The organism is Kitasatospora sp. CB01950 (assembly GCF_001905465.1).
Taxonomy (GTDB): Bacteria; Actinomycetota; Actinomycetes; order Streptomycetales; family Streptomycetaceae; genus Kitasatospora.
In genome coordinates, this window is record NZ_LISX01000008.1 from 216,594 (window position 1) to 242,187 (window position 25,594).

At 73.3% G+C, this 25,594-nt stretch carries 22 protein-coding genes; 10 read left to right on the forward strand and 12 right to left on the reverse strand.

Annotated elements, in window-relative coordinates; genetic code table 11:
- The first annotated feature begins 133 nt into the window (after nt 1-133).
- The 3 genes from mce to AMK19_RS21440 all read left to right on the forward strand — a co-directional run bounded on the left by mce (nt 134) and on the right by AMK19_RS21440 (nt 6,856).
- Nucleotides 134-568, forward strand: a complete 435-nt coding sequence (gene mce / locus AMK19_RS21430; protein WP_073814190.1) for a methylmalonyl-CoA epimerase — start codon at nt 134-136, stop codon at nt 566-568.
- 390 nt (nt 569-958) lie between these two features.
- Entirely contained in the window at nt 959-5,818 is a 4,860-nt protein-coding gene (locus AMK19_RS21435) for a hypothetical protein (protein ID WP_073814192.1), read from the forward strand.
- A 108-nt stretch (nt 5,819-5,926) separates the two neighbouring features.
- Nucleotides 5,927-6,856, forward strand: a complete 930-nt coding sequence (locus tag AMK19_RS21440) for a cellulose-binding protein (RefSeq protein ID WP_014138112.1) — start codon at nt 5,927-5,929, stop codon at nt 6,854-6,856.
- Nucleotides 6,857-6,938: 82 nt separating this feature from the next.
- Here AMK19_RS21440 and AMK19_RS21445 read toward each other — a convergent pair whose 3' ends face one another.
- Nucleotides 6,939-7,742, reverse strand: a complete 804-nt coding sequence (locus tag AMK19_RS21445) for an alpha/beta fold hydrolase (RefSeq protein ID WP_073814194.1) — start codon at nt 7,740-7,742, stop codon at nt 6,939-6,941.
- A gap of 95 nt (nt 7,743-7,837) precedes the next feature.
- Between AMK19_RS21445 and AMK19_RS21450 the strand changes: the two genes are divergently transcribed.
- On the forward strand, nt 7,838-8,821 hold the full coding sequence (locus AMK19_RS21450; RefSeq protein ID WP_073814196.1) for an ABC transporter ATP-binding protein: 984 nt from the start codon (nt 7,838-7,840) through the stop codon (nt 8,819-8,821).
- A 1-nt stretch (nt 8,822) separates the two neighbouring features.
- Nucleotides 8,823-9,590 (forward strand): ABC transporter permease subunit, encoded by a 768-nt coding sequence (locus AMK19_RS21455; RefSeq protein ID WP_073814198.1) that lies wholly within the window; start codon nt 8,823-8,825, stop codon nt 9,588-9,590.
- A gap of 7 nt (nt 9,591-9,597) precedes the next feature.
- On the opposite strand, the gene AMK19_RS21460 is transcribed toward AMK19_RS21455, so the two are convergent.
- On the reverse strand, nt 9,598-9,912 hold the full coding sequence (locus AMK19_RS21460; protein WP_073814200.1) for an ATP/GTP-binding protein: 315 nt from the start codon (nt 9,910-9,912) through the stop codon (nt 9,598-9,600).
- Nucleotides 9,913-10,323: 411 nt separating this feature from the next.
- Between AMK19_RS21460 and AMK19_RS21465 the strand changes: the two genes are divergently transcribed.
- Nucleotides 10,324-11,448: an LLM class flavin-dependent oxidoreductase gene (locus AMK19_RS21465; protein WP_073814500.1), complete on the forward strand. Its 1,125-nt coding sequence runs from the start codon at nt 10,324-10,326 to the stop codon at nt 11,446-11,448.
- A 64-nt stretch (nt 11,449-11,512) separates the two neighbouring features.
- Here the strand turns inward: AMK19_RS21465 and AMK19_RS21470 are convergent, their stop codons facing one another.
- Entirely contained in the window at nt 11,513-11,905 is a 393-nt protein-coding gene (locus AMK19_RS21470) for an SCO5389 family protein (protein WP_073814202.1), read from the reverse strand.
- A gap of 558 nt (nt 11,906-12,463) precedes the next feature.
- On the opposite strand from AMK19_RS21470, the gene nucS reads away from it, so the two are divergent.
- The 3 genes from nucS to AMK19_RS21485 all read left to right on the forward strand — a co-directional run bounded on the left by nucS (nt 12,464) and on the right by AMK19_RS21485 (nt 15,036).
- The gene (gene nucS / locus AMK19_RS21475) at nt 12,464-13,123 is read left to right on the forward strand and encodes an endonuclease NucS (protein WP_073814204.1); all 660 of its coding nucleotides are present in this window, start codon (nt 12,464-12,466) and stop codon (nt 13,121-13,123) included.
- A 61-nt stretch (nt 13,124-13,184) separates the two neighbouring features.
- Complete coding sequence (locus AMK19_RS21480; RefSeq protein WP_073814206.1) at nt 13,185-13,832, forward strand: hypothetical protein; 648 nt, start codon at nt 13,185-13,187, stop codon at nt 13,830-13,832.
- Nucleotides 13,833-13,845: 13 nt separating this feature from the next.
- Nucleotides 13,846-15,036, forward strand: coding sequence for a nucleotidyl transferase AbiEii/AbiGii toxin family protein (locus tag AMK19_RS21485; protein WP_073814208.1), 1,191 nt, complete (start codon nt 13,846-13,848; stop codon nt 15,034-15,036).
- Nucleotides 15,037-15,683: 647 nt separating this feature from the next.
- Here AMK19_RS21485 and AMK19_RS36065 read toward each other — a convergent pair.
- The 4 genes from AMK19_RS36065 to AMK19_RS21505 form a co-directional block, all read right to left on the reverse strand.
- Nucleotides 15,684-17,903: an ATP-binding protein gene (locus tag AMK19_RS36065; protein ID WP_158071931.1), complete on the reverse strand. Its 2,220-nt coding sequence runs from the start codon at nt 17,901-17,903 to the stop codon at nt 15,684-15,686.
- Between the two features lie 110 nt (nt 17,904-18,013).
- Nucleotides 18,014-18,349: an STAS domain-containing protein gene (locus AMK19_RS21495; protein ID WP_073814212.1), complete on the reverse strand. Its 336-nt coding sequence runs from the start codon at nt 18,347-18,349 to the stop codon at nt 18,014-18,016.
- Between the two features lie 493 nt (nt 18,350-18,842).
- Complete coding sequence (locus tag AMK19_RS21500) at nt 18,843-19,496, reverse strand: response regulator (RefSeq protein ID WP_073814214.1); 654 nt, start codon at nt 19,494-19,496, stop codon at nt 18,843-18,845.
- Complete coding sequence (locus tag AMK19_RS21505; RefSeq protein WP_073814216.1) at nt 19,493-20,686, reverse strand: sensor histidine kinase; 1,194 nt, start codon at nt 20,684-20,686, stop codon at nt 19,493-19,495. Before AMK19_RS21505 ends, AMK19_RS21500 begins: the two co-directional genes overlap by 4 nt.
- Nucleotides 20,687-20,809: 123 nt before the next feature.
- On the opposite strand from AMK19_RS21505, the gene AMK19_RS21510 reads away from it, so the two are divergent.
- On the forward strand, nt 20,810-21,340 hold the full coding sequence (locus tag AMK19_RS21510; RefSeq protein WP_073814218.1) for a hypothetical protein: 531 nt from the start codon (nt 20,810-20,812) through the stop codon (nt 21,338-21,340).
- A gap of 7 nt (nt 21,341-21,347) precedes the next feature.
- On the opposite strand, the gene AMK19_RS21515 is transcribed toward AMK19_RS21510, so the two are convergent.
- From AMK19_RS21515 to AMK19_RS21535, 5 genes are all read right to left on the reverse strand, one after another.
- Complete coding sequence (locus tag AMK19_RS21515; protein ID WP_073814220.1) at nt 21,348-21,920, reverse strand: cob(I)yrinic acid a,c-diamide adenosyltransferase; 573 nt, start codon at nt 21,918-21,920, stop codon at nt 21,348-21,350.
- Nucleotides 21,921-21,987: 67 nt separating this feature from the next.
- Nucleotides 21,988-22,488, reverse strand: a complete 501-nt coding sequence (locus AMK19_RS21520) for a DUF2550 domain-containing protein (RefSeq protein ID WP_073814222.1) — start codon at nt 22,486-22,488, stop codon at nt 21,988-21,990.
- A gap of 127 nt (nt 22,489-22,615) precedes the next feature.
- Nucleotides 22,616-22,999: a F0F1 ATP synthase subunit epsilon gene (locus AMK19_RS21525; protein WP_073814224.1), complete on the reverse strand. Its 384-nt coding sequence runs from the start codon at nt 22,997-22,999 to the stop codon at nt 22,616-22,618.
- Nucleotides 23,000-23,218: 219 nt separating this feature from the next.
- Entirely contained in the window at nt 23,219-24,664 is a 1,446-nt protein-coding gene (atpD, locus tag AMK19_RS21530) for a F0F1 ATP synthase subunit beta (RefSeq protein WP_073814226.1), read from the reverse strand.
- A 2-nt stretch (nt 24,665-24,666) separates the two neighbouring features.
- Nucleotides 24,667-25,581, reverse strand: coding sequence for a F0F1 ATP synthase subunit gamma (locus AMK19_RS21535; RefSeq protein ID WP_073814228.1), 915 nt, complete (start codon nt 25,579-25,581; stop codon nt 24,667-24,669).
- Between the last annotated feature and the right edge of the window lie 13 nt (nt 25,582-25,594).

Here is a 25,594-nt window from a genome sequence, read left to right on the forward strand (position 1 = left end):
CCGGGAAGTTCCACCCGTGGACGACCGATGTGAGGAGACTCGCAAGCCGCGCCGCTGGCGCCCGCTCCACGCGATGCGCTGCACTGGGTGCCGTTCCCGACCCGTGCTGGCCCTCGTCCCCCGGAGGACTCCTGTGCTGACCCGCATCGACCACATCGGCATCGCCTGCTTCGACCTGGACCGGACCGTCGAGTTCTACCGGAACACCTACGGCTTCGAGGTGTTCCACTCCGAGGTCAACGAGGAGCAGGGCGTCCGCGAGGCCATGCTGAAGATCAACGACACCGGGGACGGCGGGGCGTCCTACCTGCAGCTGCTGGAGCCCACCCGGGAGGACTCCACGGTCGCCAAGTGGCTGGCCAAGAACGGCGAGGGGGTGCACCACATCGCCTTCGGCACCGCGGACGTCGACGGCGACGCCGAGGCGATCAAGGGCAAGGGCGTGCGGGTGCTGTACGACGAGCCCCGGCGCGGCTCGATGGGCTCGCGGATCACCTTCCTGCACCCGAAGGACTGCGGCGGCGTGCTGACCGAGCTGGTCACCTCCGCGCAGCCCGGCGAGCACTGACCCGGGCCGTACGGGCCCCGGTCGGGGCCGGTACGGGGTCCGGCCGGGGGGCGGTACGGGGTCCGGCCGGGGGGCGAACAAGCAGTAACGAACCGGTCGGTAACTTCCGAAAAGGACCTCGCCCCCATTCCCCCCGGCACGGCTCCCACTACAATGCCCAGGTGCGCAGGTACCTCCGGTCCGCGCACCACAGGGGAGTCCACGACGCGGGCACGGCCGAACGGTCGCCGTTCGGATCTGTCACCATTCTCCAGAGGCACCAGATCGCTCAGGAGTCCACCCGGACGGCGGAGCGAAGGCAAGGACCGACCGGTCCGGCCCCGGCACTTGCCCGGGGGCGGCACACGGAGCCGGTCGAGGACGCGATCAGGAGATGGGCGGGACCGCGGAGTGCGGGGCTACGACCGCGTTGAGGATCACCTCTCCAAGTTCGAGGCCGAGCTGGAGAAGGCCCGCAAAGAGCGGGACAAGACCATCGAGCACGCCGACGACCTCGCCTACCAGGTGGAGGTGCTGCGGGCCAAGCTCCACGAGGCCCGTCGGCAGCTGGCGCAGCCGCGCGCCTTCGACTCCGTCTCCGGCCAGGCCGAACAGCTCCTGCGCAACGCCGAGATGCAGGCCGAGGCGCTGCGTGCGGACGCCGAACGGCAGGTGCGCGAGTCCCAGGTCGCGACCCAGCGGATGATGGCCGAGGCGGCCGAGCGCACCGCCCAGCTGGAGGCCGAGTTCAACACCCGGCGCCGCCGGCTGGAGGAGGAACTCGCCGAGTTCCGCGCCGCCGCCGAACGCCACGTCAACGAAAACGTCAACTGGGCGGAGCAGACCCGCGCCGGGACCGAGCAGGAGGCGCAGCGCCTGCTCCAGGAGGCCCGCGCCGAGGCCGACCGGATGATGGCCGCCGTCCGCGCGGAGGCCACCGCCCTCGCCGACCAGGCCCGCGCGCAGACCGCCGCCGACGTGGACGCCGCCCGCGGTGAGGCCCGGGCCCGCGCCGAGGAAGCCCTGCTGCGCGCCCAGTCCGACGCCGAACGCCTGCTGCGCGCCGCCTCCGAGCAGGCCCAGCAGACCGGCGCCCAGGCCGAGGAACAACGCGTCGCCGCCGCCAGCGCCGCCCAGCAGCAGCTGGCCGAGGCGCACTCCGCCGCCGAGCAGAAGCTCGGCGCCGCCGAGGCCGAGATCACCGCCCTCAAGCAGCAGGCCCGTGCCGACCAGGAGCGTGCCGAGGCCGCCCTGGTCGGTGCCCAGGCCGAAATAGAGCGGCTGCGCGCCGAGGCCCTCGCCGAGGCCGAGCGGGCCCGCACCGAGGCCGCCCGGATGCACCAGGAGGCCCTCGCCGCCGCCGAACGCCTCCAGTCCGAGGCCGCCGCCGAGGCCGAGCGCAAGGTCGCCGACGGCGACGCCGCCAGCGAACAGCGCTCGCAGACCGCCCGGGCCGAGATCGCCAAGATGGTGGCCGCCGCCACCCGCGAGACCGAGCTGATCAAGGCCGCCGCCTCCACCGCCCAGGCCCAGGCGGACGCCGCCAAGGCCGCCGCCTCCGAAGAGAGCGAACGCCTGCGCAGCGCCGCCGAGTCGGTCGCCACCGAGCTGCGCTCCGACGCCGAGAAGGAGATCGCCGAGCACTGGGCCGCCGCCGAGCGCAAGGCATCCGAGCTGCGCGAACAGGCCGCCGCCGACGCCGAACGGCTGCGCGCCGAGGCCGCCGAGGAGGGCCGCGCCGAGGGCGCCAAGGACGCCGCGCTGCGCCTCGCCCGGGGCGCCAAGCAGGCCGAAGAGGTCCTCGCCCGCGCCGCCGTCGACGCCGAGGCCACCCGCGGCGAGGCCGCCGCCGAGGCCGAACGGCTGATCGAGCACGCCAAGTCCGAGGCCGGCACGCTGCTGGAGCAGGCCCGCGAGGCCGTCGAGCAGGCGCAGAACGCCGCCATGGAGGACGCCGCCTCGATCCGCGAGCAGCTGGAGCGGATGCAGGCCGAGGCCGCCCGGGCCCGCGAACAGGCCGAGGAGCAGCGCTCCGCCGCCGAGGCCGAGGCCGAACGGGTCCGCGCCGAGGCCCGCCGCCAGGCCGCCGTGCAGATCGAGGAGTCCGCCAAGCAGGCCGAGGAACTCCTCACCGGCGCCAAGACCGACGCGGACGCCCTGCGCGCCGGCGCCGCCGAAGAGGTCGAACGGCTGCGCACCGCGACCCGCGAGCAGGCCTCCGCCGTCCAGGGCCGCGCCGAGCAGACCCTGACCCGGGCCCGCACCGAGGCCGAGAAGCTCACCTCCTCCGCCGCGCAGGCCCGCGACGAACTGCTGGCCGCCGCGAAGACCGCCGCCGAGGAGCAGCGGGCCGCCGCCGAACGCGACGCCGCCGAGACCCGCGAACTGGCCGACGCCGACGCGGAGACCGTCCACACGGAGGCCGAGGCCGCCGCCGAGGCCGTCCGCTCCGACGCCGCCCAGTGGGCCGAACTCCGGCGCGAGCAGGCCGAGGAGGCCGGTCGGGGCGTGCGCGAGGCCGCCGAGGAGGCTGCCCGTACGGTCGCCGAGCAGGCCGAGGCCGCCGCGCAGGCGCTGCGCGACGAGGCCGGCGCCGCCCGCGAGGCCGCCCGTGGCGACCTGGAGCGCGACCAGGCACTGACCGCCGAGAAGCTCGCCGAGGCCACCGCCATCCGGGAGGCCGCCGACGGCGAGGCCGCGGCCGTCCGCAAGGCCGCCGCGCAGGACGCCCAGCGGGTCCGCGCCGAGGCCGACCAGCAGCTCTCCACCGCCCGCACCGACGCCGAGACGCTGGCCGCCGAGGCCACCGCCGACCGCGCCGGGGCCGAGCGGCTGCGCGAGGACGCCGAGACCTTCGACCGCGAACTGCGCGCCACCGCCGAGCAGGAGACGGCCGAGCTGCGCGCCCTCGCGGAGCGGGAGACCACCGAACTGCGGGCCGCTGCCGAGCGGGAGACCACCGAGCTCCGCAACGCCGCCGACCGCGAGACCACCGAGCTGCGCGCCCTCGCGGACCGCGAGACCGCCGAACTCCGCGACGTCACCGACCGCGAGACCGCCGAACTCCGGGACGCCGCAGCCACGTTCGACCGCGAACTGCGCGCCCTCGCGGAACAGGACACCGTCGAACTCCGCGACGCCACCGAGCAGGAGGTCGCCGAGCTCCGCGCCGCCGCGGACCGCGAGACCGCCGAACTCCGGGACGCCGCAGCCGCGTTCGACCAGGAGCTGCGCGCCACCGCCGAGCAGGAGGTGGCCGAGCTCCGCGCGGTCGCCGACCGCGAGACGGCGGAACTGCGCGCGAACACCGAACGAACCGCCGAGGAGCTGCGGGCGCAGGCCGAGGCGCTGGCCGCCGAGCTGGTCGAGACGGCCGAGCAGGACGCCGCCGAGGTCCGGCAGTCGGTCGCGGGCCTGCACGAGACGGCGACCCGGCAGATCACCGACCTGCGGGCCGCCGCCGAGCAGGAGGCCGCCGGCCTGCGCGAGGCCGCCGAGCAGGACGCGGCCGAGCTGCGCGCAACGGCCGAGCGCGAGACCACCGAGCTGCGCGCCGTCGCGGACCGCGAGGCCGTCGAACTCCGCGACGCCGCAACGGTGTTCGACCAGGAGCTGCGCGCCCTCGCCGAGCGGGAGACCACCGAGCTCCGCAACGCCGCCATCGCGTTCGACCACGACACCCGGGCGACCGCCACCACGTTCGACCGCAAGCTCCGCTCCACCGCCGAACGGGAGACCGCCGAACTCCGCGAGGCCACCGAGCAGGAGGTCGCCGAGCTCCGCGCCGTCGCCGAGCGCGAGACCACCGAGCTGCGGGCCGTCGCCGACCGGGAGACCGCGGAACTGCGCGCCGTCGCGGACCACGAGACCGCCGAGCTGCGCGCCGCCACCGAGCGGGAGGTGGCCGAGCTGCGCGCCCTCGCCGACCGCGAGGCCGCCGAACTGCACGCCGCCGCAGCGGAGTTCGCCGAGCAGCAGCGGTCCGCCGCGGAGGCCGGGGCGCAGCGCGCGCTGGCCGAGGCGGACGAGCTGGCGACGGCCGCGCTGGCGGACGCCGAGGAGCGGGCCGCGGCGCTGCGTGGGGACGCCGAGGAGTACGCGCTGGCGACCCGCACCCTGGCGGAGGAGTTCGACGCGGGCATCCGTTCCCGCGCGCAGTCCTTCGACGCGGAGCTGCGGGAGGCCGCCGAGGCGTACGACCGTTCGACCCGCGAGCAGGCCAAGTCGGTGCTGGAGAAGGCGTTCGCGGACGCCGAGCAGCTCGCCGAGCAGGCCCAGTCGGAGGCGCTGGCGGCGGCCGCGGCGGCCGAGGAGCAGGCCGACGCACTGGTCACGGCGGCCCGCAAGGAGGCCGAGCGGCTGGCCGCGACCGCCGAGGCGCAGGGCAGGGCCGAGGTGGAGCGGGCCCGTTCGGACGCGGACGCGTTGCTGAAGGAGGCCCGCCGGGACTCCCACGCGATCCGCGAGCGGGCGGAGGAGCTGCGCGAGCGCACCGACTCCGAGATCGAGGCGCTGCACGAGCGGGCCCGCAAGGAGAACGCGCAGGCGATGAAGTCCGCCGGCGAGCGGGTGGACGCGCTGGTGACGGCCGCCCAGGAGCAGCTGACCGAGGCCGAGGAGCAGGCGCAGGCGCAGGTCGCGGAGGCCGAGGAGCGGGCGGCGGAGCTGATCGCCGCGGCCGAGTCGCGGGCGGCGGAGCTGACGTCGGAGGCGTCGGCGGAGGCCGGCCGGGTGCGGATCTCGGCGGTGCGCAAGGCCGAGGGTCTGCTGAAGGAGGCGGAGAACAAGCTCGCCGACTCCACGACCCGCGCCGAGGCGCTGATCATCAAGTCGGAGGCCAAGCTGAAGGCCGCCGAGATGGAGTCCGAGGAGCAGCTCGAAGCGGCGGCCGACGAGGCCGCGACCCGGCTCAAGCGCGCCGACGAGGAGTCGGAGAAGCGGATTCGGCGGGCCGGTTCGGACGCCGAGGAGCAGCTGCGGCTGGCCGCCGAGGAGGCGGAGCGGCTGCTCGCGGAGGCAAAGGCCGAGGCGAAGCGCGTGACCGACGAGGGCCAGCGGGAGTTGGACGAGTTGGTGCGCCGCCGAAAGGACATCAACACCGAGATTTCTCGGGTCCAGGACGTGCTGTCGGCGTTGGAGGCGTTCGAGGCCCCGGCGCCGGCCGCTCACAGCAACGGGGGCAGTAAGAAGGACGGAGGACCCAAGGCCGGTGCCGGGGTGGGCTCTCCGCGATCGGGCGGCAATCGCTCCGGGGGCGCGCCACCCGATTGAGCGGACATTGTCCGTCAGCCAACGGCGTTTCGCCGTTGACACTCCGGTACCGTGTCAGGATTCCCTCAACCATCTCAGCGGTTTGACGACAGGAAGCCCAGAAATCCCATGAGCGACAGTCACTCCCCGCACGGCTTCGACCTGGTACGCCGTGGGTACGAGCGCGCCCAGGTCGACGAGCGGATCGCCAAGCTGGTGGCCGACCGAGACAGCGCGCTTTCCCGGATCAGCGCGCTGGAGAAGCGCATCGAGGAACTCCACCTGGAGACCCAGACCGCGCAGGCTGCGGTCACCGAGGCGGAGCCCTCCTACGCCGGTCTCGGCGCCCGCGTCGAGAAGATCCTCCGCCTCGCCGAGGAGGAGGCGAAGGACCTGCGCGACGAGGCGCACCGCGCCGCCGAGCAGCACCGCGAGCTGGCCGAGGCCGCGGCGCAGCAGGTCCGCACCGAGGCCGAGAACTACGCCAAGGACCGCAAGGCCAAGGCGGAGGACGAGGGTCTGCGGATCGTCGACAAGGCCAAGTCGGACGCGGCGCAGCTGCGTGCCGAGGCCAACAAGGACGCGCAGAACAAGCGCGAGGAGGCGGACGCCCTCTTCGAGGAGACCCGCACCAAGGCCGCGCAGGCCGCGCTGGAGTTCGAGACCAACCTGGCCAAGCGCCGGGAGCAGTCCGAGCGCGACCTGGCGGCCCGTCAGGCCAAGGCCGAGAAGCGCCTCGCCGAGATCGAGCACCGTGCCGAGCAGCTGCGCCTGGAGGCGGAGAAGCTGCGCACCGACGCGGAGCGCCGTTCCCGGCAGACCATCGAGACCGCGCAGCGCCAGGCCGAGGACATCGTGGCCGACGCCAACGCGAAGGCCGACCGGGTCCGCAGCGAGTCGGAGCGCGAGCTGGCGGCGCTCACCAACCGCCGCGACTCGATCAACGCGCAGCTGACCAACGTCCGCGAGATGCTGGCCACCCTGACGGGTGCGGCGGTCGCCGCGGCGTCGCTGCCGACCGACGACTCGCTGGGCGTCCCGGCGCAGCAGTCGCGCTGACGGCGGCCCCGGTCGGGGCAGCCGCCCGCTGAGAACAGCACGGAAGGGCCCGGAGCGTGCCGCTCCGGGCCCTTCCGGCGTGTCAGGAGCCGTGCTGCTTCAGGCGCTTGAGGAAGGCCCGGACGGCGGCGTTGAAGGTCTCGGGGGCCTCCAGCGAGGAGAGGTGGCCGACGGCGGGGATGACGGTCAGTTCGGCGTCGTGCAGCGCCTCGGCCATCATCCGGGCCTCGTCGAGCGGGGTGACGGTGTCGAGTTCGCCGACGATGACGGCGGCGGGCACCTCCAGAGCGGCCAGCGCCTCCAGCGAGTCGGGCCGGTCGGCCATCGCGCGCTGCGCCCAGGCGACCGCGGCCGGGTCGGCCTCGGCGATCATCTGCCGGACGCTGTCGGCGAGTTCGGGGTCGGTGCCGGGGGCGAGCAGGTTCTCGGCGGTGTTCTCCTCGATCAGCAGGTCGGTGCTGCGGCGTTCGAGGACGGTGGCGGCGATGCGTTCGCGGTTGGCGCGGGCGGTGTCGGTGTCGGTGGTGGCCTTGGTGTCGGCGAGGATCAGGCCGGCCAGCCGTTCCGGGTGGCGGCGGGCGAAGGCCATCGCCACGTAGCCGCCCATGGACAGGCCGCCCACCACAGCCTGTTCGATTCCGAGCCGGTCCAGCAGCTCGGCCAGGTCGTCGGCGGCGGCGTCCAGCGAGGGCGGCCCGTCGCCGAGCGGGGCGGCGCCGAAGCCGCGCTGGTCCGGTGCGACCACCCATGCGTCGTCCCCGGCCGGGCCGGGTACACGTTCCAGTTGTCCTTCCCACATGCGCGCGGAGAGCGGGAAGGCGTGCAGGAGGACGAGCGGGGTGCCGGTGCCGTTCTCGCGGACGGTCGGCGCGCTGGGGGAGGTCATGGCTCCACCGTAGGCCCCGTGGCCGCGCCCCGGACGGCGTTCGTCCGATTCCAGGGCTTTTGTCCTACCCTGGCCGCAGACCAAGGGAGTGGCACATGATCGAGTTGCACCACCTGACGAAGCGTTATGGCGACAAGTTGGCCGTGGACGATCTGAGCTTCCGGATCCCGGAGGGCGTGGTCACCGGCTTCCTCGGCCCGAACGGCGCGGGCAAGTCCACGACCATGCGGATGATCCTCGACCTGGACCGGCCGACCGCCGGCGAGGTGACCATCGACGGCCGCCGCTACGCCGACGTCCAGGACCCGCTGCGGGAGATCGGCGCGCTGCTGGAGGCGAAGGGCGCACACCCGGGGCGGACCGCCTACGACCACCTGCTGTGGATGGCGCAGTCCAACCGGATCCCGCGCGAGCGGGTGGACCAGGTGCTCGACCTGGTGGGCCTGACGGCCGTCGCGAAGAAGCGCGCCCGGGGGTTCTCGCTGGGCATGGGCCAGCGTCTGGGCATCGCCGCGGCGCTGCTCGGCGACCCGAAGATCCTGATGTTCGACGAGCCGGTGAACGGCCTCGACCCCGAGGGCATCGTGTGGATCCGGCGGCTGATGAAGTCGCTGGCCGCCGAGGGCCGCACGGTGTTCGTCTCCTCGCACCTGATGAGCGAGATGGCGCTGACCGCGGACCACCTGGTGGTGATCGGCCGCGGCCGGCTGCTGGCGGACCTGCCGATGGCCGAGTTCATCCGCCAGAACTCGCGTTCCTCGGTGCGGCTGCGCACCCCGCAGCCGGAGCAGCTGCTGGACGCGCTGCGCGGTGCCGGCCTGTCCCCCCGGCCGGGCCCGGACGGGTCCTGGGAGGTGACCGACGGGGACCCGGTGCTGCTCGGCGACCTGGCCGCCGCGCACGGCGTCACGCTGCACGAGCTGAGCCCCCAACAGGCTTCGCTGGAGGACGCGTTCATGCAGATGACCGCGGACTCCGTGGAGTACCGCACCGACATCCCCGGCGCCGCCGCGACCCCGGCCCCGCAGCCCGCCTGGGGCTCCGGCTGGGACACTCGCCAGGCCGGAAAGGAGAGCTGAGATGGCCGCGTTCCCCGCTGTCCTGCAGTCCGAGTGGACCAAGGTCCGCAGCATCCGCTCCACCGTGTGGACGCTGGTGACCACCTTCCTGATCGTGGTCGCGATGGGCTTCGCGATCTCGCTGCTGACCAGGCTGAACTTCGCCCAGTTCACCGAGCACGACCGGAACCCGTTCGACGCGACGAACACCTCGCTCTCCGGGATCGCACTCGGCGAGCTGGCGATCGTCGTGTTCGGCGTGCTGGCGGTCGGCAACGAGTACGCCAGCGGCATGATCCGGGTGTCGCTGGCGGCCGTCCCGCAGCGCGGCGTCCTGATGGGCGCGAAGACCGCGGTGCTGGGCGTGCTGGCGCTGGCGGTCTCGTTGGTGACGGTGTTCGTCGCGTTCTTCGTCGGGCAGGTGGCGCTCGGCCGGTACAACACCGATCTCGGCCGGCCCAACGTGCTGCGGGCGGTGTTCGGCGCGGGCTGCTACCTGACGCTGCTGTGCCTGTTCTCGATCGGCGTCACCATGATGCTGCGCAGCCAGGTGCTGTCGCTGGGCATCCTGATCCCGTTCTTCTTCCTGGTCTCGCCGATCCTGTCGATCGTCCCCGTGGTGAAGAACGTGGTCCGCTACTTCCCGGACCGGGCCGGCTCGGCGGCGCTCCAGGTGGTGCCGACCGGGGACCACCCGTACGGGCCGTGGACGGGCCTGGCGATCTGCGCGGCGTGGGCGGCGGCCGCGTTGATCGGCGGCTACCTGGTGCTGAAGCACCGCGACGCCTGACCGGCCGTCAGTACCTCGGAGCGCCGCGGCCCCGCAGCAGGTTGGAGCCGCGGCGCTCGCGTGCGCCCCAGCACGCCCGGTGCCAGTGCCGCCGGTCGTCCACCCCGCTGCCGTGGTCCGGCCAGGCCACCACGTGGCCGACGCCGGGCGGGATCTCCTGGTCGCAGCCGGGGCAGCGGTAGTGCCGCCCGGCGGTGCCGGCCACGGTCTGCACGACCCAGTCCTCGCCCCGGTACGACTCCACCCGACGCAGCGAGCCGCCCATGGGCGCGGCGCTCTCACGGTCCTCGGACTTCTGGATCCGGTTGCGGCGCGGTGACACGTGACTACCCCTCGTTCCGGCGCGTTGTCCCTCCAGGGTACGGTCCGCCGCGCCGCCGGGGGACGGCGGTGGCCGGACCTGTTCCCGCCCGCTGTGTCCGGGAGTCACACGCGTCACACCCGTCACTCCCGCGCCATTAGCATGTATCCCCGCCAGGCTTCAGCGATTCGACGGTAATCCACCCTTCCCTTGGGCAAATTGAGGGTTCGGCGTGCCATTGGCACATGACATGGGTTACTCACGAGGTGACACGGCGGGGCCCGCGAACCCTGCGCGCGCACCGAGGAGACACGCCCCATGACGAAGACCACCGCCCGCCCGCATGCCCGCTCCGCCGAGCGGCGAACGACCGCCCGAGGGGTGGCCCCGGCCACGCAGCCGGCCCCGGCACCGGGCGCCGACACGGACGCGATCCGGGTCGGCGCGTTCCTGCTGTCCGCGCAGTTCCCCGGCCAGAGCCACGGCGAGGCGCTGGAGCGGACCGTCTCGGCGGCGCTGACCGCCGAGCGGGTGGGCCTGGACGCGGTGTGGCTGGCCGAGCACCACTTCGTGCCGTACGGGGTCTGCCCGGACGCGGCGACGCTGGCCGGGATACTGCTGGGCCGCACCCGGCGGATCGGCGTGGGCACCGCGGTGAGCGTGCTGAGCACCCGGCACCCGGTGGCTCTGGGCGAGCAGGCGGCGCTGCTGCACCTGACCTCCGGCGGCCGGTTCACCCTCGGCGTGGGCCGCGGCGGGCCGTGGATCGACCTGGCGGTGTTCGGCGGCGGCCTGGCGGCGTACGAGCAGGGCTTCCCGGAGCGCCTGGACCTGCTGCTGAGCTGGCTGCACGGGGCCCGGGTGGGCGGCTCGGGGCCGCAGTTCGACTTCCCGGAGGTGGCGGTGGTGCCGCGGGCCGTGGAGCCCCGGCGGGCCGACCTGACGGGCTGGCTGGGCCTGGACGGGACGCCGCCCGCGGCGGCCGCGGTGATTCCGAGGCAGCGTCAGGAACCGTCCCAGCAGCTGCAGTCGGGCCCGCCGGTGGTGATGGCTTGCACCTCGCCGGCCGGGGTGCGGACGGCCGCCGAGCGGGGCCTGCCGATGCTGCTGGGCATGCACTCGGGCGACGAGGACAAGCGGGAGATGCTGGCCGCCTACCGGGCGGCCTGGCGGGCCGCGGGGCGCGGCGAGGAGCAGTTGGCCCGGGTGGAGCGGGAGCACGTGGCGGCGGGCGTGGTGCAGGTCGACGACCGGGCGGGGGCGGCCCGGGCCGACCTGCTGCGGACGATGCCGGACTTCTTCGCGTACGGGCTGGGAGCGCACCGCACGGTGGACGGCCGGGAGCGGTCGATGCGCGATCCGCGGGCGTACACCGAGCTGCTGTGCGACCTGCACGCGGTGGGCACGCCCCGGCAGTGCGCGGACCGGCTGCTGGCGACCGCGGAGGGCACCGGCATCCGGCGTTTCGCGCTGCTCGCCGAGGGGTCCGGGGACACCGCGGCGACGCTGCACAACCTGGACCGGATCGGCGCCGAGGTGCTGCCGCAGCTGCGCTGAGCATGCGCCCGCGGGCCGCCCCGGCCCTGGGTCCGGGGCGACCCGCGCTCGGGTGTGTCGGGTCTCAGCAGTCGCGCAACTCGGGCGACTGGTTGAGGAGTTGGGCACGGACCGAGGTGAAGCGGGCGTGCCGCTCGGTGGTGTCGGGGCCGGGGGCGAAGACCGCGACCCGGTGGCAGTTCTGGAAGGCCAGCTGGACGCCGAAGTGGCGCTGCAGGGCTCCGCGGATGGCGTCACTGGCCATCGCCCGGAGCAGCTGTCCGCGTTCCTGCTCGCTCGGCGGGGGGACTTCGTTGTCGGCGAAGTCGGTCCCGTCGACCTCGAGTTGGGTGACCAGGGAGCTGATCATGTCCCAGGCGTAGGGCAGCGAGGTGCGGACACAGTCGACGAACTCCCGCTCGTCGACCTCGCCTCGTTCGGCCTTCTCCAACAGGGCCGGTGAGACGTCGAGCGACATGGGTTCTCCTCTCACGGTCCGCCCCGGCGGAGTCGACGGGGCGGTCGTACCGGTGTGCTGAGGGTGCGTTGGACGGACGTGCGGTGAACCGCGCGCGATGTTCGAGTGCCGGCGGCGCGACGGTCTGGGGGGTCGCGTCGCGTCGTCGAGGTCCTGGCCAGGGGTTCAGACCAGCGTGTCAGTCCTTCCCGGGCCCGGCTGGAGAATCCGGGGATTGCCACCCGAATCGCTCCGCCGGGGCCCAGATTGGCCGGAATCAGTTGTGCACCGACCCTTCGCGCCGAGCCGGCCCGGCCCACCTCGGTGGCCTTGCGAGCACCATGGTTCGCCCCTCCCGGCCCGCCCACACCCGCTCTGCGGGCACTCGCTTCAAACGGCCCCCGGGCCCGCCTTCCGACAGCCGCCTGTCTCGGGAATCACGCCCCCTCGACCCACTGCGCGCCGGCGCACCTCCCCCGGCCGCACGCCCCGTCCACGCGCCCCTCCCCGCGCCCCTCCCCGCGCCTCCGGAATCGAACAGGGACAGGGGCACTCCCGGCGGGCCGTAGGCTTGTCCCCATGCGTCTTGTAATCGCCAAGTGCACCGTGGACTACGCGGGCCGCCTCGCTGCACATCTGCCCTCCGCCGTGCGCCTGGTGATCGTGAAGGCCGACGGGAGCGTCAGCATCCACGCCGACGACCGGGCCTACAAGCCGCTGAACTGGATGTCCCCGCCGTGCTCCCTGAAGGAGACCGAGGGGGTGTGGACGGTCACCAACAAGGCCGGCGAGAAGCTGATCATCACCCTGGAGGACGTCCACCACGACTCCAGCCACGAGCTCGGCGTCGACCCCGGCCTGGTGAAGGACGGCGTCGAGGCGCACCTGCAGGAGCTCCTCGCGGACCGCATGGAGGTGCTCGGCGCCGGCTGGTCGCTGATCCGCCGCGAGTACCCGACCGCGATCGGCCCGGTCGACATCCTCTGCCGCGACTCCGACGGCGCGACCGTCGCCGTCGAGATCAAGCGCCGCGGCGAGATCGACGGCGTCGAGCAGCTCACCCGCTACCTCGACCTGCTCAACCGCGATCCGCTGCTCGCCCCGGTCAAGGGCATCTTCGCCGCCCAGGAGATCAAGCCCCAGGCCCGCGTGCTGGCCACCGACCGCGGCATCGGCTGCGTCGTCCTCGACTACAACGAGCTGCGCGGCATCGACGACGACAAGCTCAAGCTGTTCTGAGCCCCCCGCGGCGGCCGATTGCGGTGGCCGCCGCCCGCACCGCGCTGCGACAATCCCCCGCATGCCCGTTCGAAGCGCCGACCCGGTCGGCCGGTACGAGACCCATCTCACCCTGGCCCCGGCCGAGGTCGACGCGCTGGCCCGCTGGGCGGCCGCGCACGGCCTGGAGTTCACCCACATCCTGCTGGCCCGCGGCCGGCACCCGTCGCAGCCGATGCTGTCCTGGCAGAGCGACGGCACTCTGGCCGCCCAGCACCGCCGCGCCGCCGCCGAGGTGGCCCGGCTGCGGGCCGCCGGGTTCACCCCGGTCCGGGTGAAGATCGAGGCGGCGCCCTGGACGCCGGGCGTCCCCGACACCGACGCGGAGGCCGAACTCGCCGACGCCGCCTGCTACTTCGAACACCATGTGAAGGTCCGGACGGCCCCCGGCGTCCCCCGCGACGCGCTGGCCCGGGCCGCCGACGGCCACCACGCGCACGTCTCCTGGAACGCCCGCCGTACCGAACCCGACGGCCACCGCCAGTACTTCGTCACCCAGCGCTGCCACCGCCTCGGCCCGGCCTCCGCCGGCGCCCGCCTCGACGACCTCACCGCCGCGCTGACCGCCGCCGGTTTCCCACCGCTGAAGGTCACCCGCGAGTACGTGGTCCACGACTCGGCGCTCGCCCTGGACTCCGGCTGGCTCGACGACGCCCCGACCACCCGCTGACCGAGGAGGCCCCGTGCCCGACCACCGCCTGCTGCCCGAGGACCGTCGCCACCGGCCGCGCACCCACCGGCCGATCGACGACCCGCGGGCCACTCAGCCCGAGATCTTCGACCCGGCCCTGAAGCAGTTCGACAACGCCTACCGGGCGGGCGAGCCGCGCTTCACCGACCCCGACCTCTCCACCGCCTGGTACGCGGCCCGCCGCACCGCGATGGACGCCGCCCTGGCCGCCGTCGCCGCCTCCGGCCGGGCCGACCACCTGGTGCTGCGCGGCTCCGTGGTGCTGAAGGCCTGGTTCGGCGACGCCGCCCGCGAACCCGGCGACGTGGACTTCGTCGTCACCCCCGCCGACTGGACGCTCGACGACCCGCGCACCGAGAACCTGTTCGACGAAATCGTCGGCGCCGTCAGCCGCACCACCGGGCCCGTCCGCTTCCCGCCCGGCCGGAGCGTCACCGAGGACATCTGGACGTACGAGCGGGCCCCCGGTCGCCGCCTGCTGCTCGGCTGGGAGGCCGACGGCCTGCCCGGCGGCACGGTGCAGCTCGACTTCGTCTTCAACGAGGAGCTGCCCGTCCCCGCCGAGCCCCTGGAGCTCGCCCCCGGCACCGTGCTGAACGTCGCCGGGCGTGAACTCTCGCTCGCCTGGAAGCTGTTGTGGCTCGCCACCGACTGCTACCCGCAGGGCAAGGACCTGTACGACGCGGCCCTGCTGGCCCGCTCGACCGGCCTGCGCTACCAGGTGCTGCGGGACGTCTTCGTCACCGGCGAGGCCCACTACGCCGAGGACCCGGTGGGCCCGGAGAGCGTCCCCACCGAGACCGACTGGTCGAACTTCGCCACCGAGTACCCGCAGCTGGCCGGCGAGGAGTCCGACCACGCCCGCAGCCTGGCCGAGGCCCTCGCGCCGACCTTCGCGGAAGTCCCCGACGCCGATCGCGCCGCCTGGTGGCGCGAAGGCTGGCTCGGACCCGTCCGCCGCCTGCACGCCGACCAGGGCTTCGCCGCCGCCCAGGCCTGGCTGGGCGCCCGCCAGGCACCGCTCCAGCTGGCCCACCGCCTCACCGCCGAGGCCCTCGGCCCCGCCGCCCCCGAGCACCTCGGCGCGGCCATGCTCGACTGCCCGGCCTGGTCCTGGTACACCGACCGGGCCGCGGGCGGGCGGCTGTCCGCGGAGACCGTCGACGCCTGGCTCCGTTCCTGACCCCGCCGCCCTTCCAGTGGATTCGCGTGCCCGGGGCGCCGATTCGGTGAGGCGTGCCCACGCTGCCGGATTCCCTGAACGGCAGAGGGCCGCAAGGCCCCCACCGAAGGGAGCCGTCAGCGTGCACCACGTCATCCGCAGGTTCGCCCCACTCGCCGCCGTCGCAGCGACCGCCGTCGCGACCGTCCTTCCCGCGCCGCCCACCCCAACGGCGAGTGGATCGTCCTCGACGCCGACGACCGCCCGGGCGGCTGCCTGCTCGCCTTCGGCCTGTTCGACCCGCAGAACCAGCTGGGCCCGGCCTCCGTTCGGTACGCCTGGACGGCCTCGCCCGGCACCGGCCCGGGCCAGTGCGAAAACCAGGGCGACTACCGGATGCCTGCCTCGCCCTCGGCCCGCACCTTCGGCCCGTCGATCCGCATCGACACCGACAGCCGACCGGGCGGGTGCATCCTCACCTTCCTCGTGGCGGACACCCCGTCCGTCTCCCCCGACATCCGGTACGCCGGGAACGGCGACGCCCGCCAATGCGGCGGCGCGCTCCCCGACGATCGCTTCACGGCCACCCCGGGCCACCCGGTGCACTCACCGTGGACACCGACAACCGCCCCGGCGGCTGCCGGCTCCAACTCCGGCTCAACGTCCAGCTAACCGGCGGCGGGCGGGCTGGTCGACGGGTCCGGGCCGGTCGGCGGCGGGGAGCTCGGCGTCTGGCTGTTGGACGGCGGCGAGGGGCTCGACGACTGACCGGTCGACTTGCTCGGCTGCGGAGCCGAACTCGACTGTGCCGGCGTGGACTTGGTGGAGCTGGGCGTCGTGCCCGGCTTCGTGCTGCTCGGGCTGCCGCTCGGCCGGTGGGTGCTGGACGGGCTGTCGCTCGCCGACTCCGACGGGCTGTCGGACGGCGTCGCACTGTCACTCGCCGACGGCCGCGGGCTGGTGCTCGGCCGGGGGCTGGTGGTCGCGTCCGGCACGGGGATGTCGTCGGCGGACGTGCCGGGCTGCTTGCCCGCGGGGGTGTCCTCGTTGCTGACGGCCACGCCGATCGCGGTGCCGAGCACGCCGAGCGCCATCACCGCCGCGCTCGCCGCCAGCACCGTCCTGCGCGCCCCGGCGGGTGCCCGCTTGCGCAGCCGGGCCGGCACCTGGGCGATCGCCCGGATGGTGCGCCGCCCGCGCATCGGCTGGGTGTCGTCGGCCCCGGCGGTGAGCGCCGCGGTCTCCTCCAGCCGGATCAGGTCGAGCATCCGCCGCGCCGCCGTCCCGCCGCGCCGGTCGCCGCCGTCGGCCCGCAGCGCGAGCGCCGCCTCCAACTCGCCGACGGCCCGCCGGGAGCTGCCGACGCACAGTGCGAGAACGCCCAACTCGTGGTGGAACCAGGCCTGTTCGGCCGTCGCCCCGAGCATCCGGGCGGCCTCCAGGCCGAGTTGGAGGGCCTGCTCCCAGGCGCCCCAGCGCAGCGAGAGGGCCAGCGCGGGCGCGGCGGCCCGGGCCAGCCGCAGCACCTGCTCGGGTTGGTCGGCGTCCCGTTCGGCGCGCAGCACCGCGAGGATCACCCCGGCTTCGGCGGCGACCTGCCGGGTCGTCACCGACGCGTGCCCGACCCACCAGGAGAGGTGCTCGGCCGCGCCGTGCGCGACCCCGCCGGGGGCGAACGGCGCGGGCTCGCCCTGCGTGTCGGACTCCAGTTCGGGGAGCAGCGCGACCAGCACGCCCTCGGTGAGCCGGTGGTGGCCGCCCACCGACACCGCCAGGCCGTTGTCCACCAGTTCCTGCAGCGCGCTCTCGCCGAGGCCGACGTCGATCAGCGCGGGCAGGTGCGGCGCGGTCGGGCACTCGCCGTCCAGCGCCAGCGCCAGCCGCAGCACCCGCCGGGCCGGCTCGCTCAGTCCCTGCACCAGCAGCCGGGCCGGCGAGGCGCTCTCGCCCACCGACGGCAGCGGCACCCCGGCCCGCAGCTCGGCCTCCAACTCGGCCGGATCGCCGGGGAGTTCGTACTCCTGCACGAAACCGAAGACGCTCCGCCGGTCCTCCTGCGCGGCGACCAGCGCGTCCACTGTGACGTCCCGCTGCCGCAGCAGCGCCGCCGCCCGGACGAAGCGCAGCGGCAGGCCCTCCGACTCGAACCACAGGTCCACCGCCCAGGCCCGCTCGCCCTCGTCCAGCTGACGCCCCGCCAGTCGCGCCGCGAGCGTCAGGGACGCCGGCCGGGACAGGCCCGCCACCAGGTGGTCCCGCAGCCGCGAACCGGGGGCCGACAGCGGCGCGTCCGGCGCGGTGGAGACCAGGAACGCGCACTCGGGCGCCAACGCCAGCAGGCCTTCCAGCTCGTCGCCGGACGGCTCCACGTCGTCGATCACCACCACCGCGGCGACCCCGGCCAGCAGCTCGACCAGCTGCTCCCGATCGGGGCGGAAGTCCGGTGCCTGGTGCGTCGCCGCGAACAGGTCCTGCAACAGGTCGGCGGGCGTCCGGCGGTAGCCGCTCAGCCGCACCACGCCGTCGGGCGCCAGCTCCCCCGCCGCCTCGGCGACGGCCGCGAGCAGGGCGGAGCGGCCCGAACCGGCCTGCCCGACCAGCCGTACCGAGCGGCCCTCGCGGAGCTGCCCGAGCACCGCCTCGATGTCGCCGTCCCGATCCAGCAGCGGCAGGTCCCCGGGCCCGGCCCCCAACGCGAGCGGTCCCACCGCGGCCGTCGGCCCCAACTCCGGCCGCGCCTGCACCAGTCCGCGGATCCGCCGCGGCTCGGGCAGCCACTCGTCCGGGCAGTGCCGAGCCTCCGACCCCTCCGGTCCCCCGACCACCACCAGCCGCTCACCGCTGACCAGTTCGCCGCCCCGCGGACGTATCCCACTCGGCTGTCCCACGTCACTGCTCCCCGCCATTCGGACACCTGACCGGAGACTGTCCCACATGACCGAACCGGGTCAACACACCGGGTGGACAAGGGCGGGCGGGAGGACGGGGAGTGCAGAACCTAGCCCAGCATGGGGAGCGTCGTCCCCACCGGGTCCTGAACCGCCCCCTCGACCGCCAGGATGCGGTGCAGCCGGGTCGCCACCAGCAGCCGCTGCAGCTGCACCGGCACGTTCCGCAGGACCAGCCGTCGTCCGACCCGCCCGGCCCGCCGGTGGGTGCCCATGATGACACCGAGCCCGGTCGCGTCCCAGAATTCGAGCCGCCCGAGGTCGAGGACGAGGTCGCCCTCTCCGCCGTCGACCGCCGCGTGCAGCAACGCCCTGGCATCGGCGGCGCTGCGCACGTCGAGCCGCCCTTCGATGGCCAGTCCGGTGTGGTCGCCGGTGATGCGCACGCTGTCCTCCTCCTCCGCCGTGTGCCGTTGTTCGCCCGCCGCGTTGCGCCTGCCGCCCGTCCCGTGCCCCAGGGACCGATCGCGCTGCGTTTCAGGTCCGGTTGTGCACCGGTCCTTTTCTGAATCTGACGGCCAACCAGTTCCGCAGGTTGCTGTCACCCGGCGGACTGTCCCTCAACTTCACCCGTCCGAGGGAATATACGCAGGTACACCTGGTACCTACGCTCGATTACCGCCCAAATCACCCGTCTGCGCGGTGCTCCGTGAGCAAACTCACCCGGAGGGTGCGGGGCTTCATCCTGCGGTCATCTGGTCCTCCCGGGGGCACGCCGAGCAGCTCGCCGTGCCGGGGCAGCACGGACCGCCCGACGGGAGCCACATCGCTCTGCGCCGGACTCTAGTAGGAGCACGCGCCCCGTGGTGCGTTCCGGCAGTGTGATCTGCACCGGAACCGGTGTGATCTGCGCCCCTCCCCCCGAAACGGCAGGAACCGTCACTGCTCCCCGGGAACGGTCACTCCCCATTCCTGCGCGAGGATCGCCGCCTGCACCCGGCTGCGCAGTCCGAGCTTCGCGAGGATCCGGCTGACGTGCGTCTTGGTGGTGGCCTCCGCCGTTCCGAGCCGGTGCGCGATCTCCGCGTTGGACAGGCCCGCGCCGAGGCAGCCGAACACCTCGCGCTCCTTGGGCGTCAGCGCGTCCAGCGCGTCCGGCTCCACCGCCGACGCCTCGGACCGGGCGAAGGAGGAGATCAGCCGCCGGGTGACGGACGGCGCGAGCATCCCGTCGCCGCGGGCGACCGTGCGGATGCCCTCGACCAGCGTCTCGGCCTCCAGGTCCTTCAGCAGGAACCCGGCCGCGCCGGCCCGCAGCGCGCCCCACACGTACGCGTCCAGGTCGAAGGTGGTCAGGACGAGAACCTGCGCGGCCCCGGCCTCCACCACCCGCCGGGTCGCGGCGACGCCGTCCAGCCGGGGCATCTGCACGTCCATCAGCACGACGTCGGGCCGCAGCTCCAGCGCCATCCGGACGGCTTCCTCGCCGTCCGCGGCCTCGCCGACGACCGCGAGGTCGTCCTCGGCCCGCAGGATCATCACCAGCGCGGCCCGGACGGCCGCCTGGTCCTCCGCCACCAGTACCCGGATCATTCCCGCTCCCCGCTCGTCGTCCGCGGCAGCACTGCCCGCACCCGCCACGTGTGTCCGTCCGTCGGCCCGGCGTCGAACTCGCCGCCGAGCAGCTGGGCCCGCTCCCCCATGCCGACCAGCCCGGCCTTCGCGCCGGGCACCGCCCGGCCCTCGCCCTCCCGGTACGGGGACTCCACGATGATCTCCAACTCCCGCTCGCCGTACCGGATGCGCAGCCGGACCGGGCCGGGCGCGGCGTGCTTGACGGCGTTGGTCAGCGACTCCTGGACGATCCGGTACGCGGCGAGTTCGACCGGCGCGGGCAACTCGCCCGGCTCGCCGAGCTGTTCCTCCTCGAACCGCAGCCCGGCCGACCGCCCGGCCGCGACGGCCTGTTCCAGCAGCACGTCGACGGCCGCCAACCGCGGTGCGGCGTACGGCTCTTCGGGGGCGGCCTCGCGCAGCAGGCCGATCATCCGGCGCATCTCGGCGAGGCCCTGCACGCTGTTCTCCCGGATCACCGCGAGCGCCTCCACCAGCGGTTCGTCCGCCGCGCGCTCCTGCCGGCGGGCCACCGACTGCGCGCCGGTGGCGTGGATGGCGATCGCCGACAGGTGGTTGGCGATCACGTCGTGCAGCTCGCGGGCCATCCGCGACCGTTCGGCGACCACCGCGCCGCGCCGGTCCATCTCCGCGAGCAGCGCGGTCTGTTCGGCCCGCAGCCTCTCCGCCTCAGCGGCGTCCCGGTGCCGGCGCAGCAGGTCGGCCGTCCACACCGGGGAGAGGAAGATCAGCCCGCAGAACACGGCGACCAGCAATGCCTCCGGCAGCGAGGCGAACTGCCAGGCCAGGCCGGTCAGCACCACGGTGGTGGCGGCGCCCGACAGCTGCAGGACCCGGCTCATCCGCGGCGGGCCGTACAACACGGCCGCGTACAGCAGGTCGGTGTACAGCAGCAGCGTCGCCAGCACCGAACCGAGGTACAGGCCGAGGCCGAACACCACCCCGCCGACGCTGACCGCCAGCACGGTGCGCCGGCGGCGCAGCAGCGTGAGCCCGGCCATCGCGACCAGCGGCAGCACCGACGCCCACGCCGACAGCCCGGGCCGCCGGTCGTACGCGCCGACCACGATCAGCAGCAGCCCGCCGAGCAGCCCGGCCGCGGCGATGGCCTGGTCCTGTCGGTGCTCGGAGAGTCTCACCCGGCCCATCCCAGCACTCCTTCCGCCCCGCCGGAACGACCGGTCGGACGACCCGCCGTCCGACGAACGGCTGACGTCCCTGTCCGCTGGGCGGACGATGACGACGTGCCCGTACGCGGGGAGGATCGAAGCATGGTATCCCTGATCGTGGCCGGCGAGGCCGGCTTCTGGGTGGTGCTGGCGGCGGGGCTGCTGGCCCGCTACGCGCTGCGCCTGCGCCGCACCGGTCTGGCACTGCTGGCGCTGCTGCCGGTGGTCGATCTGGTGATCCTCGGCGCCACCGTCGCCGATCTGCGCGGCGGCGCCACTGCCGACTGGTCGCACGGCCTGGCCGCCGCGTACGTCGGCTTCTCGATCGCCTACGGCCACCGCATGGTCCGCTGGGCCGATGGCCATGCCGCGCACCGGCTGGCGGGCGGCCCCAAGCCCGCCGGCGCGCCCAAGTACGGTGCGCCGCGGGCCCGTTACGAGTGGGGCGTGTTCCTGCTGACGCTGCTGGCCGCGGCCGTCACGGTGGCGCTGGTCGCCGCCGTCCAGTGGCTGGTCGGCGACGCCGCGCGCACCGCGGCGCTCGACGACTGGTACCCGCGCATGGCCCTGGTGGTCGGCATCAACCTGGTGGTGGCCGCCAGCTACACGCTCTTCCCGAAACGGCAGAAGTGACGGCGGGTCAGCGGTTCTCGCCGGGCACCCAGAGCACGTCGCCGCGCTCCTTGTTCGCCACCCGCGCCAGGATGAACAGCAGGTCGGACAGCCGGTTGAGGTACTTCGCGGTCAGCGGGTTGATGTTGTCGCCGTGCGCCTCGATCGCCGCCCAGGTGGCCCGCTCGGCCCGCCGCACCACGGTGCACGCCAGGTGCAGGTACGCGGCGCCGGGGGTGCCGCCGGGCAGGATGAAGCTGCGGAGCTTCTCCAACTGCTCCAGGAACCGGTCGCAGTCCCCCTCCAGCCGGTCGATGTAGGTCTGCTCGACCCGCAGCGGCGGGTACTCGGGGTTCTCCACGATCGGCGTCGCCAGGTCCGCGCCCACGTCGAACAGGTCGTTCTGGATCCGGGTCAGCACCGGCACCAGCTCGCCGTCCAGCGCCCCGGCGGCCAGCGCCACACCGATCGCCGCATTGGCCTCGTTGGTGTCGGCGTACGCGATCAGCCGCGGGTCGGTCTTGGTGGTCCGGCTCATGTCGCCGAGCGCGGTCGTGCCGTCGTCCCCGGTCCGGGTGTAGATGCGCGTCAGGTTCACCATGCCCGCAGCCTAGCGCGCACGTCGAAGCCGGTGGACGCGAGCCGCGTCACGCCCGACTGGCCGGGAATCAGGCGACGTTGACCCTCTGCCCGGGCGGGGCGGCCTCCAGCCAGGCCAGGAAGCCGGTCAGCGCGTCGTCGCTCATCGCGAGCTCCAGCGGCGCGCCCCGGTGCAGGCAGCGCAGCACCACCGAGCCGGAGAGCAGGGCGAGTTCCTCCTGCCCCTGCGGGTAGCGGCGGCCCAGCACCTCGATCTCGGTGCGCGGCAGGACCCGTCGCGGCCGGGGCGCGTACGAGAACACCCGGAACCACTCGATGGAGTCACCGCTGTAGCGGCCGATACCAAAAACCCACCCCTTGCCATCGGTCTGGGGGACCGGGGCCGAGGTGGGCTGGCCGTTCTCGTCGAGATCCGGCTGCGTGGAGGCGTCCACAGGCATTTTCAAGCGGTAGGAGCAGTCGAAGGTGCCGCCCACCCGCTGGATGAGGCGGCGGCGTACCGCGAAGCCGACCAGCCCCGCGATGGCGAGGACCACCACCGACGCGCACACCACAAGGGCGAGGACCACGCTCACCTACCTCCTCGCTGCCTTCATCCCCGTTGACGGCCTTGCGCGGCCGCCCATTCCTACCAACTGATACGACAGTCCCGAGGACACGCACCAGGCGTCCCCGGGACCGTCGCTGAAACCAGGCTCAGTGATGCGCCTTCAGGCCGCCGGCGGCGACCAGTCGGACCTCGGCGCGACGCTCGGCGTGCGAGTCGGTGTCGGCCTTGGCGTTCTCCAGCGCGCGCTCGGCGCGGGCGACGTCGATCTCGTCGGCCAGCTCGGCGATCTCGGCGAGGATCGACAGCTTGTTGTCGGCGAACGAGATGAAGCCACCGTGCACCGCGGCGATGATCGTGCCCTCGGAGGCGGTGCGGATGGTGACCGGACCGGTCTCCAGCACGCTCAGCACCGGGGTGTGACCCGGCATGATGCCGGTGTCGCCGGAGGCCGTACGGGCAACAACGATGGTGGCCGCACCGGACCACACCTTGCGGTCGGCTGCGACCAGCTCGACGTGCAGCTCAGCCAACGTGGGCTCCTTGGCTCTTGCCGGGCCTCGACCACCCGGGCGAACGGGCGGCTGAGCTCTCGGCAGTTTCGGTAAGAATAACGGTCTCGCGCCCCCGGAACGAAACCAAGGGCCCGTAAATGACCGGGATCACAGCAGATCCAGCGTTGAGGGGTGGCCCCCGACGAGAGCCGGGAACCACCCCTCAACGGTTGGGTCTGCCGTGCGACCGGTCTGCGGTTACTTCTTCAGCAGCTCGGCGGCGTTGCGCTCGAGGTCGTCGATGCCACCGCACATGAAGAAGGCCTGCTCCGGGATGTGGTCGTACTTGCCGTCCGCGATCGCGTTGAAGGCCTCGATGGTCTCCGACAGCGGCACGGTCGAACCGTCGACACCGGTGAACTGCTTCGCCACGTAGGTGTTCTGCGAGAGGAAGCGCTCGATGCGGCGGGCACGCTGCACCGTGATCTTGTCTTCCTCGGACAGCTCGTCGATACCGAGGATCGCGATGATGTCCTGCAGGTCCTTGTACTTCTGCAGGATCCCCTTGATACGGATGGCCGTGTCGTAGTGGGTCTGCGCGATGTACCGCGGGTCGAGGATGCGGGACGTGGAGTCCAGCGGGTCGACGGCCGGGTAGATGCCCTTCTCCGAGATCGGGCGCGACAGAACGGTGGTCGCGTCCAGGTGGGCGAAGGTGGTGGCCGGCGCCGGGTCGGTCAGGTCGTCCGCGGGGACGTAGATCGCCTGCATCGAGGTGATCGAGTGACCGCGGGTCGAGGTGATGCGCTCCTGCAGGAGGCCCATCTCGTCGGCCAGGTTCGGCTGGTAGCCCACCGCGGAGGGCATACGGCCGAGCAGGGTCGACACCTCGGAACCGGCCTGGGTGAACCGGAAGATGTTGTCGATGAAGAGGAGCACGTCCTGCTTCTCGACGTCGCGGAAGTACTCCGCCATGGTCAGCGCGGAGAGCGCGACGCGCAGACGGGTGCCCGGCGGCTCGTCCATCTGACCGAAGACCAGCGCGGTCTTGTCCAGAACGCCCGAGTCGACCATCTCGTCGATGAGGTCGTTGCCCTCACGGGTGCGCTCACCGACACCGGCGAACACCGACACACCACCGAAGTTCTCGGCGACGCGGTAGATCATCTCCTGGATCAGAACGGTCTTGCCGACACCGGCGCCACCGAACAGACCGATCTTGCCACCCTGCACGTACGGGGTGAGCAGGTCGATGACCTTGATGCCGGTCTCGAACATCTCGGTCTTCGACTCGAGCTCGGAGAAGTTCGGGGCCTTGCGGTGGATCGGCCACTTGACCTCGACGGAGGCCTCGAACTCGGCCTTGTCGACGTTCAGCACCTCGCCGAGGGCGTTGAAGACCTTGCCCTTGGTGATCTGGCCGACCGGGACGGAGATCGCCGCACCGGTGTCGGTGACCTGCGAGCCACGGACCAGGCCGTCGGTCGGCTGCATCGAGATGCCGCGGACCAGGCCGTCGCCGAGGTGCTGGGCAACCTCGAGGGTCAGGGTCTTCTTGCCCGTGCCGTCGGGGTTGTCCACCTCGACGCGCAGGGCGTTGAACATGTTCGGGATCGCGTCGACGGGGAACTCCACGTCGACGACCGGGCCGATGACCCGCGCGACGCGGCCCGTCGCCGTGGTCGGCTCAACAGTGGTGGTCATACTCATTCGCTCCCGCGGCTAGCGTCGGCGAGGGCGTTGGCACCGCCGACGATCTCGCTGATTTCCTGGGTGATCTCGGCCTGACGGGCCGAGTTGGCAAGCCGCGTGAGCGACTTGACGAGCTCGCCGGCATTGTCCGTCGCGCTCTTCATCGCGCGGCGGCGGGCGGCGTGCTCGGAAGCGGCCGACTGCAGCAGCGCGTTGTAGATCCGGCTCTCGACGTACCGCGGCAGCAGGGCGTCGAGGACGCCCTCCGCCGACGGCTCGAAGTCGTACAGCGGGAAGATCTCGTTCTTCGCCGACGACTTGTCGCTGAGCTCGACCTCGTCGAGCTTCAGCGGCAGCAGGCGCTTGTCCACGGCGGTCTGCGTCAGCATCGACACGAACTCGGTCGACACCAGGTGCAGCTCGTCCACGCCACCGGTCTCCGCGGTGAAGGCCTCGATGAGGTCCGCCGCGACGGCCTTCGCGTCCCCGTAGGTCGGCTTGTCCGAGAAGCCCGTCCACGAGTTGGCGACCGCCAGGTTGCGGAACCCGTAGTACCCGACGCCCTTGCGGCCGACGATGTACGTGACCACGTCCTTGCCCTCTTCGCGGAGCCTGGCGCTGAGCGCCAGGGACTGCTTGATGGCGTTGGTCGAGTAGCCGCCCGCCAGACCGCGGTCCGCCGTGATCAACAGCACGGCGGCACGGGTGGCGTTCGGGTTCTCGGTGGTCAGCGGGTGCTTCGCGTTGGACCGGGTGGCCACCGCGGTCACCGCACGGGTGAGCTCATCGGCGTACGGAGTGGAGGCGGCCACCGCGCGCTGCGCCTTGACGATGCGCGACGCGGAGATCATCTCCATCGCCTTGGTGATCTTCTTCGTCGCGGTGACGGAGCGGATGCGGCGCTTGTAGACCCGAAGCTGTGCTCCCATGGGTCGTTACGTC